This is a genomic window from Streptomyces sp. SS7, assembly GCF_037993025.1.
Classification (GTDB): domain Bacteria; phylum Actinomycetota; class Actinomycetes; order Streptomycetales; family Streptomycetaceae; genus Streptomyces.
Genome location: NZ_CP141223.1, coordinates 6,230,631 through 6,243,565, shown reverse-complemented (window position 1 = coordinate 6,243,565; position 12,935 = coordinate 6,230,631). Strand labels below are relative to the sequence as shown.

The following is a 12,935-nucleotide window of genomic DNA, read 5'->3' as shown; positions in this document are numbered from 1 at the left end:
CCCCGACCGGCCGCCGGCGCCGCCGTCCGGGGCGGCCCCCGCGGCACCCCCGCAGGAGAAGGCGCCGCGCCGGTCGCTGCCCGCGCTGCTCGCGATCCTGGTCCTGGCGGCGGTGCTCTACGGCTGGAACCTGTCGGGCGACAGCCTCAACAGCTTCTACAGCGCCGCCGTCCACAGCGGGACGAAGAGCTGGGAGGCGTGGTTCTTCGGCTCGCTCGACGCCGGGAACTTCATCACCGTCGACAAACCGCCGTTCGCACTCATGGTCATGGGCCTGTCCTGCCGGGTCCTCGGGTTCGGCACCTGGCAGATGATGGCGCCGGAGTGGGTGCAGCAGCACGGGACGGCGGTGGAGGAGAGCGAGTACGGCTCCGGCTCGTCCAGCGCTTCCGGCTCCTCGACGTCCAGCGCTTCCGGCTCCTCGAGTTCCTCCGGCTCGTCCGGCTCCTCGGTCTACCGGCTGGACCCGTCCGACGTGAGCTGACACCCGGCTGACCGGTACGGACCCGACGGTCCCCACGGCCCCTGACGTCCCGTCAGGGGCCGTTTTCGTAGTTTCGCACACTGTCAACTCGCGTAGACAAGGGGCGATTTGCCGTTCCCGGTCACCGAATGGACACGCGCAGTCCATTTACACGGTCGCATGTCCATGTCACGCTCCCGATTGCCGCCCCCGTCAACCCGCGTAGATCGGACACCCCACATGCTGGCGACACGCATCCGCCGATGGAAGTCGGTGGCGCTCGGCACCGCCACCGTCCTGGTCGGCCTCACCGTGCCCGCGCTCACCGCGACCCCCGCAGCGGCGACGACGACCGCGTACGACTCGACGTACTACAAGAACGCGGTGGGCAAGACCGGTACGAGCCTGAAGTCGTCCCTCCACACGATCATCAGCACCGGCGTCTCGAAGATCTCGTACTCCGCGGTCTGGGACGCGCTGAAGGTCACCGACCAGGACCCGAACAACAGCAGCAACGTGCTCCTGCTGTACAGCGGTGTCTCGCGCAGCAAGTCCCTCAACGGCGGGGACGTCGGCGACTGGAACCGCGAGCACACCTGGGCCAAGTCCCACGGCGACTTCGGCGAGGTGACCGGCCCCGGCACCGACCTGCACCACCTGCGCGCCTGCGACGTCCAGGTCAACAGCACCCGCGGCAACCTCGACTTCGACAACGGCGGCAGCGCGGTCGCGAGCGGCGGCGGCAGCAAGGTCGACTCCGACTCCTTCGAGCCCCGCGACGCCGACAAGGGCGACGTGGCCCGCATGATCCTCTACATGGCCGTCCGCTACGACGGCGGCGACGGCTTCGCCGACCTGGAGCCCAACGAGAAGGTCAACAACGGCAGCAACCCGTACATGGGCAAGCTCTCCGTGCTCAAGGCGTGGAACGAGGCGGACCCGCCGAGCGCCTTCGAGGAGAAGCGCAACCAGGTCATCTACGACACCTACCAGCACAACCGCAACCCGTTCGTCGACCACCCCGAGTGGGTCGAGGCGATCTGGTAGGACACCGCGCCGCACAGCCCCGCCACAGGGCCCTCCCGGAGTGTTGCCGGGAGGGCCCTGTGTCATGGGCGTCTTGGTGGATCATGGTCATGATGATCGCCAGGGCGGGCGTGGGAGCGGGGAGGACCAACCAGTGGGCTACTGCCTGGAGATGAGCACCGGTGACATGCGAGGCGTGATCCGGCTGCTCACGGCGGTGGAGCGGACGCAGGAACAGGAACGGATGCTCGCCATCGTGCGCGAGCGGTGCCGGAAGGCCGACGCACGGCTGCGCGAGGCGGGCAGCGACCTGCGGGTGCCGGTCGCCCGGGCGCTGGAGGAACTCATCGAGGGCGGGCCGCCGAGCGCGGAGCTGTGTCCGGCGTACACGTACGCCTTCCGCGAGGCCGTGGCGCCGTACTTCTCCGACGTCACCTCCCTGGGGACCTGGCAGCGGCCGTCCTGGTTCTTCGCGCTGGACAGCGAGCTGGCCCGGCACGGTGTCCCGAGGGAGGTCCTGCCCGCGACCTACCTCTTCAGCGGACCGCCGCTGCGGCTGCCGCACCCCGGTGACACGGTCCCGCAGATCGGGGTGCTGCCGGCCCAGCGGGCGGCGCTGCTGGCGGAGACGTACGAGCGGGTACTGAGCCTGCTGGACGAGGAGTTCGCGGGACCGGCGAGGCGGCTCGCCGAGCTGATGCGGTTCGAGGCGGAGGAGTGGGAGACGGCCCGCCGACTCGGCCGCAGGGACGACTCGATCTTCTTCTGGTTCGGCTGACCGGCGGGAACCCGAAAGGCCCCCGCCGCGCACCGGGCCGGCGGGGGCCTCAGACCTCCGTCGCCTTGACGTGCTCGTACCAGGCCTCCGGATCGCCGGGCTTGGGGCTCTCCTTCACCCATGTGCTCCAGGTGACCTTGAAGCGCGCGCCCGGCATGAGCAGCACCTCGTCCTCCGTGCCCTGGTACTGGTGGAACGGGTCGATGTCACGGCCGTACTTGCCGGTCAGGGTCAGCTCCAGCAGGATGCGGTGGCGCATCACCTTGGGGTCCTGGCCCCACATGAAGGACTTCGCCACGCTCTCCTTCCGGCTGGTGCTGTCGAAGGAGCTGGTGAAGACGGAGCCCGTCCCGTAGTTCAGCGCCGCGATCTTCCCGAGCTGGCTGACCGCGCCCTCCCCGCCGATGTTCCAGTCGCCGCGGTACACCTTGCCGACGACCGGAGGCAGCCGGTGCATGGCGTCCATCGTCATGTCGGCGTGCGCCTTCAGTTCCTCGAGGAGCACCGGCGCGAGGACGTCGATCCGCCGCTCGATGACGTGCATCGCCGCCTTCTTGACCGCCTCGTCCGGGTGCCGGGCCGCCGTGAGGTGCCGGCTGATCACCGGGTCCTCGTCGAGGGTGGGCAGGTACTCGTGCCCCGGGTGCTGCGCGGCCCACCGCAGCTGGCTCTTGACCTGCCGGAGCGTGAGGGCCTCGGCTCCGGCCGCGGCCAGGCCGCCGGTGCCGTAGGGGGCGTACCCCTCGGGCAGGAGCCGGCCGCGCACGACCGCGTTGATCATCTGGTGCGCCCCTCCGGTGTACGCCATCAGGGCGGTCGCGTGGGCGGGCTTGAACCTCGCGGAGAGGGCGGCGGGGTCGGCCCCGCCGTTGTCCGTCTTCCACTTGTCGAGACTCGGATCGGTCCCCTGCGCGAAGACGTCGTACTTGTCCTGCGCGTCGGCGGCCGCGCCCACGCCGGGCTCCATGAAACCGCTCGCCCGGGGGTCCGTGTCCCGCGGCCGCCTCGCCTCGGCCAGGTACATCAGCTCGTGCGGGAACTGGCCGCCGGTGCAGACGTTCTGCCGCAGCTCCTCCTCCGTGAAGGGCGCGATGTTCTGGTACATCAGGGCGGCGCCCTTGCCGGCGTTCAGGGCGGACTCCTTGGGGCCCTTGACCCCGGCGGCCCAGGAGCCGCGCAGGATCTCGTAGAGCGAGTGGTCCCAGGACGGCAGCATCCAGCCCATCACGGCCGTCCGGTAGTCGAAGACGTCCACCCCGGACACGTTGATCCACTGGAAGGTCTTGAGCATGCGGGTCGTGGTGCCGGACATGCCGGCGACGACCGGGATGCCGCGCGCGGCACTGCTCTTGGCCCAGTCCGCCTCCTGGTTGATCTCGTACCAGGCGAACCCCTCGGTCCACGGCAGCTTGTCGTCCGGCCCCGGTCTGCCCGCGAAGGCCAGCTCGCGGTCGCTGAGCGGGGCGCCCCGGGTCTCGTAGTCGCGCGGGGTCTTGCGGTTGGCCTCCTTGTCGGCGTCGCTGCGCTCCTTGCGGGGCCCCTGACTGTTGATCATCTCCCGGGTGTCGCCGACGAGGGTCTCCGGGGTGGACTGCCACAGGATGTTGCCGAGCGCGTAGGGGTCCTTGGCGTAGTTGTAGCCCTTGCCCTTGAGGCCGGCGGCCGTCTCCATCGCCGACCTGGTCCAGCTGTTGAGGAACGCCGAGTGTTTCTTCAGCTCCTCCTGGTTCATGCCGAGGGTCGCCGCGAGCTGCGGCCGGGGGCCGATGATGCCGTTCAGGATCTCCTTGAGGGAGAGCTTGCCCGCGCCGCCGTCCGGACCGGTCGTGTTGTAGTAGGCGGCGTTGTAGAGGGCCGTCATCAGCTCGCGGAGGTTGCCGTCGCGGGAGAAGAAGTCGTTGATCTGGGCGGTGGCCATTCCCTCGCCGACCTGCCCGCCGCTCGTCCTGTCGTTCTTGAAGAAGGACTTGTTGGCGAGGGCCGGGTCCTTGCGTGACTGGGCGGCGTAGGCGATGAGCAGCTGCTTGAGCCGCGCCACCGTCTTGCGGGCCGCCGCCAGGGCCTTCGGGTGCCGGAAGGCGTACGCGCCCAGCCGGGTCTCGAACTCCTCGGCCGCGGCCTGCCAGCCCGTCTTCGCGTAGTACTGGGCGTGGTCGAAGGGCACCTCGCCCTCGCCGTAGCGCTGTACGGCGACGGGGCCGCCCCCGGCCCGCGCGGGAGCCGCGGCGGCCGTCCGCTGCACCGGCTCGCCGGTGGCCGGGGCGGGGACCGGGCCGGCCAGAACCCTGCGGGCGTTCTCCTCCGCCGCGCGTTCGAAGCGGTCGGTGGGGTCGGAGACGCTGAGCCCGGAGCCGTTGTCGGTGCCCGCGACCGGGCCCTGGCGCTGCTGGACGACGTGCGTCAGCTCATGGGCGAGGGTGTGCCGGTCGCCGCCTCCGGCGCCGATGACGACATGGCTGCCCGAGGTGTAGGCGCGGGCGCCGATCTCGGCGGCCGAGCGCTGGGCGGCGGGGCCGGTGTGCAGCCGTACGTCGGAGAAGTCGGCCCCGAGCCGAGCCTCCATCTCGGCACGGACCGCCCCGCCCAACGGCTGCCCGGCCCCACGCAGCACCTCCGGCACGGACGAACGCTGGACCGGCGCGCCGGGGGCATGACCGCAGGACGGGTCGTGCACATGGCGCTGCACCGCCACCCCGGAACCGTGACCGCAGGCAGCGTCGTGCACATGACGCTGGACCTGCGGCGCCACCCCGGAACCGTGACCGCAGGCAGAGCCGTGCACATGGCCCTCGGCCCGCGCCGCCAGCCCGGCCGCCGCGCCGCGCAGCGCCTCCGGGACCGACGCACGCTGCACCGGCACGCCAGCGGCATGACCCCAGCCGGAGTCGTGCGCAGCGCGCTGGGTCCGGCGTTGGCGTTCCATCGCCTGGACGACGGCGGCGTTTCCGGCGGTCCGCTGCAGCGTGAGCAGGTGCCGGGCGGCCGGCCCCTCGGCGGCGGGGCCGCTCTCGCGGGCCCGGGCGGCCGGCCGGGCGGTGTCGTCCTGCTGCTGATCGCGTGGGCGCATGCCTCCGATTCTCGGCAATCACCCACGCCCGCAAGGGGAGTTCGCCCGAAGGGGCCACGGTCGCTGCCCGGTGGGGCGCGGGGTGTGCCCCGCCGGGCGCCCGGAGGCGGCTCAGCCGAGGTGCGTCGGGGCGAACATCCGCAGCAGGGCCGGGAGGACGACCACGGAGGGGCCGGGGGTGGCGAGGGCCTCGGCCAGATCCCGCTCCAGGGTCTCCGGGGAGGTCCGCACGCCCGGTACGCCGAACGACTCCGCGAGAGCCGCGTAGTCGGGGCGGGTCAGCTCCGTCGCCGTGGTGGCGCCGAAGGCGTCCGTCATGTACTCGCGGAGGATGCCGTAGCCGCCGTCGTCGACGACGAGCCAGGTGACGGACAGGCCGTACTGCTTCGCCGTCGCCAGCTCGGCGATCGAGTAGAGGGCGCCGCCGTCGCCGGAGACCGCGAGGACGGGGCGGCCGGGGTCGGCGGCGGCCGCGCCGAGCGCCGCCGGGAAGGCATAGCCGAGACCGCCCGCGCCCTGGGCGGAGTGCATGGTGTTGGGGCCCTTGGCGTCGAAGGCGGACCAGGCCCAGTAGGACAGGATGGTCATGTCCCAGAAGGACGGGGAGTCGGCGGGCAGGGCCCTGCGGACCGACGCGAGCAGGTCCTGTTCCAGGGTGAGGTCCTGGGAGGCGATGCGCTCCGCGACACGGGACAGGACGGTCCGTACCCGGGCCGGTGCCTCCTGGTCCTCGCGCCGGTCCACCGTCTCCAGGAGGGCCTGGAGCGCGAGGCGGGCGTCGGCGTGGATGCCGAGGGCCGGGTGGTTGGACTCCAGTTTGCCGAGGTCGGCCTCGATCTGGATCACCCGGCCGCGCGGGGTGAAGGTGTGGTAGTTCGAGGAGAGTTCGCCGAGGCCCGAGCCGATCACCAGCAGGACGTCGGCGTCCTCCAGGAAGTCCGTGGTGTGGCGGTCCTCCAGCCAGGACCGGAGGGACAGGGGATGCGTCCAGGGGAAGGCGCCCTTGCCGCCGAAGGTGGTGACGACCGGCGCGTCGATCCGTTCCGCCAGCTGCCTCAGCTTGCCGGAGGCGTCCGCCCGCACCACTCCCCCGCCCGCGATGATCGCCGGCCGGGCCGCGCGCGCGAGCAGGTCGGCCGCCACCGCCGTCAGTTCGGGGCGCGGCGGCAGGTCCTCGGGGAAGGCGTCGACGCCGGTGACGACGGGGATCGACGTCGGTGCGAGGAGCACGTCCTGGGGGATCTCCACCCACACCGGCCCGTGCGGGGCCGTCAGCGCCGACGTCCAGGCCGCCGCGACGGCCGAGGGGATCTGTGACGCGCTGCGGACCGTGTGGACCGACTTCACCACCCCGCGGAAGGACGCCGACTGGTCGGGGAGTTCATGCAGATAGCCGTGGCGGCCGCCGCCCAGTCCCGCCGTGGGGATCTGGCTGCTGATCGCCAGCACGGGTGCGGACGCGGAGGCCGCCTCGTGCAGCGCGGCGAGCGAGGTGAGCGCGCCCGGGCCGGTCGACAGCAGCAGCGGGGCGGCCTCCCCGGTGATCCGGCCGTAGCCGTCCGCCGCGAAGCCCGCGTTGTTCTCCACCCGCAGGCCGACGTACCGCAGGGAGGAGCGGCGCAGCGCGTCGAACACGCCCAGCGCGTGCTGGCCGGGCAGTCCGAAGACCGTGGTCGCGCCGAGCGCGGCCAGGGTCTCCACGACCAGGTCTCCGCCGATCCGGCCGGGCGGCGGGTTGAGCGCGGCCTCCGTCTGCGCGGCGGTCGGGCGGAGCACCAGGTCGTGGTCGTGGGTCACTGCGCGCGGGCCTCCGCAATCTGCCGGGACATGATGGTCGTCAGTTCGTACGCCGTGTGGGACGCGGCCACCGACGTGATCTCCGCGTGATCGTACGCGGGCGCCACCTCGACGACGTCGGCGGAGACCACGTTGCAGGAGGCGAGTCCGCGCAGGATCTCCAGCAGCTCGCGCGAGGTCATGCCGCCGGCCTCGGGGGTGCCGGTGCCCGGGGCGTGCGCCGGGTCCAGGCAGTCGATGTCGACGGAGATGTACAGGGGCCGGTCGCCGATGCGCTGCCGGAGCTGGTCGGCGACCTCGTCGGCGCCGCGCCGGTAGATGTCGGCGGAGGTGACGATGCCGAAGCCCATCTTCTCGTCGTCGGTGAGGTCCTGCTTGCCGTAGAGGGGGCCGCGGGTGCCGACGTGCGAGAGGGCCTCGGTGTCGAGGATGCCCTCCTCGACGGCCCGGCGGAACGGCGTGCCGTGCGTGTACTCGGCCCCGAAGTAGGTGTCCCAGGTGTCCAGGTGGGCGTCGAAGTGCAGCAGCGCGACCGGGCCGTGCTTCTTCGCCACGGACCGCAGCAGGGGCAGCGCGATGGTGTGGTCGCCGCCCAGGGTCATCAGCCGGGCGCCGGTGCCGAGCAGTTCGTCGGCCGCGGCCTCGACCGTCTCGACGGCCTCGTCGATGTTGAACGGGTTCACCGCGATGTCGCCGCCGTCCGCGACCTGCGCGAGGGCGAAGGGGGAGGCGTCCTGCGCCGGGTTGTAGGGGCGCAGCAGCCGGGAGGCCTCACGGATCGCGTTGCCGCCGAAGCGGGCACCCGGCCGGTAGGAGACACCCGAGTCGAACGGCACGCCGACCACGGCCACGTCGGCGCGGCCGACCTCGTCGAGGCGGGGCAGCCGGGCGAAGGTCGCGGGTCCGGCGTACCGCGGGATGCGGGAGGAGTCGACGGGGCCGCGAGGCGTGTCGTTGCCGTGCATGGTCACAGGCCTTCTTTCTCGGGGGGGTGTCTCCACGGTAGGTGGCCGGCCCGCGGCTGCGAAGCGTACGTTTCCTCCATACGGCGTCCAGGAAATGGAGGGAACGCACAATGGAGGGAACGCCCGCCGTGCCAGGGAAGCCCGCGGTCCCCCTCACCCCGCCGGTCCCGCTCGCCGCGCTGCTGGCCCGCGAGGACCTGGGTCTGCGGCTGATCGCCGGTCCCGCCGCCCCCGGCACGGTCCTGCACGGGGCGCACGCCTCGGAGATGGCCGACCCGTACCCGTATCTGCTGGGCGGTGAGCTGCTGCTCACGGCCGGGGTCCACATCCCGCCGGCGGCCGACCCGGGCCCGTACTTCGACGCCTACGTCTCCCGGATCACGGCGGCGGGCGGGGCCGCCCTGGGCTTCGGGGTGGCGCCGGTGCACGACACGGTCCCGCCGGCCCTGGTCGCGGCCTGCGACACCCAGGGTCTCCCCCTGGTCGAGGTCCCGCCCCGGACGACGTTCGCGGCCGTGGCCCGCGCGGTCTGGCAGCTCATGGAACGCGCCCGCACCGCCGAATTGCGCCGGGTCACCGAGGCACAGCAGAGTCTCGCCGCGGCCGCCGCCCGCCCCGACCCGGTCCCGTCCGTCCTGCGCCGCCTGGCCGCGCGGATCGGGGGCCGGGCCGTCCTGTACGGCCCGGAGGGCACCGAGATCGCGTCGGCGGGGACGGCCGTGGACCCCGACGGCTCCCTGTCCGCCCTGGCCCACCGGCTCACCGCCCGCGGCTCCGCCACCGCCAGCGCCACCACCCCCACGGGCACCCGCCTCACGGCCTACGCCCTGAGCCAGGACTTCGTCCTGACGGTGGCCACCCCCGCCCACGCCCCCGGCGACCACACCATCGCCTCGGTGGCGGCGGTCCTCCTGACGCTTCTCACCGGCACCCGGGAAACGGGTTCGGCCACGGCCCGCACGTCGGCCCTGGTACGCCTCCTCCTGGGATCGGCCCCGGAGGAGGTGACCCCCCTACTGGACACCGGCACCCGATGGCTCGTCGTGCACGCCTCGCCCTCTGCGCAACGGGAGCATCCCCACCCAGGGGCGCGGGGAACTGCGCGACCAGCCACATCGCTCCCGCACCCGCCGGACCAGCTTCGCCGCCACCGCACTGGGCGCATCCCTCGGCTCCCCCCTGGTGGACCTCACCGCCGACGTAGTACGCATCCTCGTACCGGCCGACCGCACCCCCGAACCCCAGCCCGGCTGGACCCTCGGCATCAGCAACGACGTACCCGCGCACCACCTCCCCACGGCCGACGCGCAAGCGGCCCGCGCCCTCGCCCGCGCCCGAGCGACCCGCACCCCCCTCGCCCGCCACACACCCCCCAGGGCCTTCACCTCCCTGCTCCCCCCGGGGGAGGCCGAGGAACACGCCCGCACCCTCCTGGCCCCCCTCGCCGCCGCCCCCGCCCTGAAGGAAACCCTCCGCACCTGGCTCTCCCTGCACGGCAGCTGGGACAGGACCGCCGTCGCGCTCTCCGTGCACCGCAACACGGTCCGCCAGCGGATGGCCCGGTGCGCCACCCTGCTCGGGACGGATCTGGACGACCCGGACGTCCGCATGGAGCTGTGGTTCGCCCTGCGCGCGACGGACCAGTGACGCACGTCCCAGCGCCCGGAACGGTGACGACGGCCACAGTCCGCTGCCCCACAATGGGGACCATGCCGATACCCGGGACCCCCAGCCGCGCCGAACTCGTCGACCACCTCGTCAGAACCCGCATCGCGGGGGAGGTCGCCACGCCGCGCGAGAACAACCTCTCCCACTACCGCCAGCTCGCGAACGGCAACCGGAACTACTGGTTCGGTCTGGAATTCGGCGAGCGCTGGACGGACGAGCAGGACGTGCTCGCGGTGATGGCGGAGCGGGTGGGGGTCAACGACGACGCCGAGCACCGCTACGGCCAGGACACCATCGACCCGGAGCTGACCGTGGACGGTCTGGACCGGATGGCGGCGCGGCTGCGCAAGGCCGCCGAGGGGCGCCAGCGGGTGCTGTTCGCGACCGGTCACCCGGGCGGTCTGCTGGACGTGCACCACGAGACGTCCGCCGCGCTGCGGGCGGCCGGCTGCGAGATCGTGGTGATCCCGGAGAGGCTCCAGACGGACGAGGGGTACGTCTGGCAGCTCGCCGGGGTGGCGGTGCTGGAGCACGGGGCGACCCTGTGGCACACCCACTCGGGCGAGCCGATGAAGGCGATCCTGACCGCGCTGGAGCGGGAGGGCCGCCCGCTGCCCGACCTGGTGGTCGCCGACCACGGCTGGGCGGGGTACGCCGGACAGCACGGCGTGGACTCCGTCGGGTACGCCGACTGCAACGACCCGGCGCTGTTCCTCGCGGAGGCGGAGGGGACCGTCCAGGTGGCGGTTCCCCTCGACGACCATGTGCCCAGCCCGCGGCACTACGACCCGATGGTCGCGTACCTGCTGGCCGAAGCCGGCCTCAGGGAGCGCTAGTCCCCCGACAGGCAACGTTCGCCCCGTCGCGACGCCCGGCACGCCCTCTCGCCGCACCGGCCGAAAGCCCAAGTACATCCAGTACGAGGACTTCCGGCCGGCACAGCGAGAGCACGCACCGGACGCCGCTCCTTCACGGGCAAACGTTGCCTGGCGGGGCGCTGGTACCCCGCGGGACGCGGACCACGCCCTCCTGGATCACCGAGACCGCGAGCCGTCCGTCCTGCGTGTAGATGCGGGCCTGGCCGAGGCCGCGCCCGCCGGACGCGGACGGCGACTCCTGGTCGTAGAGCAGCCATTCGTCGGCGCGGAACGGGCGGTGGAACCACATCGCGTGGTCCAGGGAGGCCCCGACGACGTCCCCGACGGCCCAGCCGCCGCGTCCGTGCGCGAGCAGGATGGAGTCGAGCAGGGTCATGTCGGAGACGTAGGTGGCGAGGACGACGTGCAGGAGCGGGTCGTCCGCGAGCTTGCCGTTGGTGCGGAACCAGACCTGGCTGTGCGGCTCGCGCGGCTCGCCGAACCTGCCGTAGGGCGGGTCGTCGACGTACCGCAGGTCGATGGCCTCGCGGGCTTCGAGGAACCGCTCGACGATCGCCGGGTCGAGATGGTCGTAGCCGCGCAGCCGTTCCTGGCCGGTGGGGACCGACTCGGGGTCGGGGGCGGGCGGCATGGGGGCCTGGTGGTCGAGGCCCTCCTCGTACGCCTGGAAGGACGCCGACAGCGTGAAGATCGGCCGGCCGTGCTGGACGGCGACCGCGCGGCGGGTGGTGAAGGACCGGCCGTCGCGGATCCGCTCGACGTTGTAGACGATGGGCGCGCCCGGGTCGCCCATGCGCAGGAAGTACGCGTGCAGGGAGTGGGCGTGCCGGTCGGCGGGGACCGTACGCCCGGCGGCGACCAGCGCCTGCGCCGCCACCTGTCCCCCGAAGACCCGGGGGACGACGGCGGAGCGGGACTGGCCGCGGAAGATGTTCTCCTCGATCTGTTCGAGGTCGAGCAGATCGAGGAGATCCTGAAGTGCCTGGCTCATGGCGTCCGGTTGTACTCGGCAGTGGTGGCCGGGACCTTACAGCCCCATGTCCTTCGCGATGATCGACTTCATGATCTCGCTGGTGCCGCCGTAGATGCGGTTGACGCGGTTGTCGGCGTACAGGCGGGCGATCGGGTACTCGTTCATGAAGCCGTAGCCGCCGTGCAGCTGGAGGCAGCGGTCGATGACGCGGTGGGCGACCTCGGTGGTGAACAGCTTGGCGGAGGCGGCCTCGGCGGGGGTCAGCTCGCCCGCGTCGAGGGCCTCGGTGGCGCGGTCCACGACGGCCTCGGCGGCGTCCACCTCGGCCTGGCAGGCGGCCAGCTCGAACTTGGTGTTCTGGAAGGCGGCGACGGGCTGCCCGAAGACGGTGCGCTCCTTGACGTAGTCCTTGGCGAACCGGACGGCGGCCTTGGCCTGCGCGTAGGCGCCGTAGGCGATGCCCCAGCGCTCGGAGGCGAGGTTGTGGCCGAGGTAGTAGAAGCCCTTGTTCTCCTCGCCGAGGAGGTCCTCGACGGGGACCTTGACGTCGACGAACGCCAGCTCGGCGGTGTCGGAGGTCTTCAGGCCGAGCTTGTCGAGCTTGCGGCCGACGGAGTAGCCCTCGGCCTTGGTGTCGACGACGAAGAGGGAGATGCCGAAGCGGCGGTCCTCGGCGGAGGGCGCGGAGGTGCGGGCGCAGACGATCATGCGGTCGGCGTGCACGCCGCCGGTGATGAAGGTCTTGGCGCCGTTGAGGACGTAGTGCGTGCCGTCCTCGGAGAGCTTGGCGGTGGTGCGCATGCCGGCGAGGTCGGAGCCGGTGCCCGGCTCGGTCATCGCGATGGCCCACATCTCCTCGCCGGAGACGAACTTCGGCAGGTAGCGCTTCTTCTGCTCGTCGGTCGCGAGGAGCTTGATGTACGGCAGGCCGAGCAGGACGTGCACGCCGGAGCCGCCGAAGGTGATGCCGGCGCGGGCGGTCTCCTCGTAGAGGATGGCCTCGAACTTGTACGACTCGATGCCGGCGCCGCCGTACTCCTCGTCGACGCGGATGCCGAAGACGCCCAGCTCGGCGAGCTTGTAGTAGAAGTCGCGCGGCGCCTGGCCGGCCTCGAGCCACGCGTCGTAGACCGGGACGACCTCGGCTTCGATGAAGGCCCGGAGGGTTTCCCGGAACGCCTCGTGATCCTCGTTGAACACCGTACGGCGCACCGCCGCCACCTCCACCTGGCTCAAAGGGTCCAAATCTAAGCGCTTGCTCAGATGATTACCGTACCGGTGGGTAGCGAGAGGAGTCCAGAGCCTGCGGGGGGCGGCACC

8 protein-coding genes and 2 pseudogenes are annotated in these 12,935 nt (G+C 72.3%); 5 read left to right on the top strand and 5 right to left on the bottom strand.

Annotation, left to right across the window (positions count from 1 at the left end):
• Positions 1 to 76: 76 nt before the first annotated feature.
• The 3 genes and pseudogenes from U5640_RS28890 to U5640_RS28880 all read left to right on the top strand — a co-directional run.
• A pseudogene (locus U5640_RS28890) lies at positions 77 to 325 on the top strand (hypothetical protein); the annotation flags it as partial.
• Positions 326 to 703: 378 nt separating this feature from the next.
• The gene (locus U5640_RS28885) at positions 704 to 1,510 is read left to right on the top strand and encodes an endonuclease (RefSeq protein ID WP_340378898.1); all 807 of its coding nucleotides are present in this window, start codon (positions 704 to 706) and stop codon (positions 1,508 to 1,510) included.
• Between the two features lie 151 nt (positions 1,511 to 1,661).
• Entirely contained in the window at positions 1,662 to 2,267 is a 606-nt protein-coding gene (locus U5640_RS28880; RefSeq protein ID WP_340378896.1) for a hypothetical protein, read from the top strand.
• Between the two features lie 49 nt (positions 2,268 to 2,316).
• Here U5640_RS28880 and U5640_RS28875 read toward each other — a convergent pair whose 3' ends face one another.
• The 3 genes from U5640_RS28875 to speB form a co-directional block, all read right to left on the bottom strand.
• Positions 2,317 to 5,334, bottom strand: a complete 3,018-nt coding sequence (locus tag U5640_RS28875) for a DUF4157 domain-containing protein (RefSeq protein WP_340378894.1) — start codon at positions 5,332 to 5,334, stop codon at positions 2,317 to 2,319.
• A 111-nt stretch (positions 5,335 to 5,445) separates the two neighbouring features.
• The gene (locus tag U5640_RS28870; RefSeq protein ID WP_340378892.1) at positions 5,446 to 7,131 is read right to left on the bottom strand and encodes a thiamine pyrophosphate-binding protein; all 1,686 of its coding nucleotides are present in this window, start codon (positions 7,129 to 7,131) and stop codon (positions 5,446 to 5,448) included.
• Positions 7,128 to 8,096 (bottom strand): agmatinase, encoded by a 969-nt coding sequence (speB, locus tag U5640_RS28865; RefSeq protein ID WP_340378890.1) that lies wholly within the window; start codon positions 8,094 to 8,096, stop codon positions 7,128 to 7,130. Before speB ends, U5640_RS28870 begins: the two co-directional genes overlap by 4 nt.
• A gap of 110 nt (positions 8,097 to 8,206) precedes the next feature.
• Here speB and U5640_RS28860 point away from each other — a divergent pair.
• Together U5640_RS28860 and U5640_RS28855 are read left to right on the top strand one after the other, a co-directional pair.
• Positions 8,207 to 9,743 (top strand): annotated as a pseudogene (locus tag U5640_RS28860) (helix-turn-helix domain-containing protein).
• Positions 9,744 to 9,805: 62 nt separating this feature from the next.
• Positions 9,806 to 10,600 carry a phosphatase gene (locus tag U5640_RS28855; protein ID WP_340378888.1) on the top strand — a complete coding sequence of 265 codons (795 nt, stop codon included), beginning with the start codon at positions 9,806 to 9,808 and terminating at the stop codon, positions 10,598 to 10,600.
• 133 nt (positions 10,601 to 10,733) lie between these two features.
• Here the strand turns inward: U5640_RS28855 and U5640_RS28850 are convergent, their stop codons facing one another.
• The gene (locus U5640_RS28850; RefSeq protein ID WP_340378886.1) at positions 10,734 to 11,633 is read right to left on the bottom strand and encodes an acyl-CoA thioesterase II; all 900 of its coding nucleotides are present in this window, start codon (positions 11,631 to 11,633) and stop codon (positions 10,734 to 10,736) included.
• A gap of 36 nt (positions 11,634 to 11,669) precedes the next feature.
• Positions 11,670 to 12,827 (bottom strand): acyl-CoA dehydrogenase family protein, encoded by a 1,158-nt coding sequence (locus U5640_RS28845; protein ID WP_340385394.1) that lies wholly within the window; start codon positions 12,825 to 12,827, stop codon positions 11,670 to 11,672.
• Between the last annotated feature and the right edge of the window lie 108 nt (positions 12,828 to 12,935).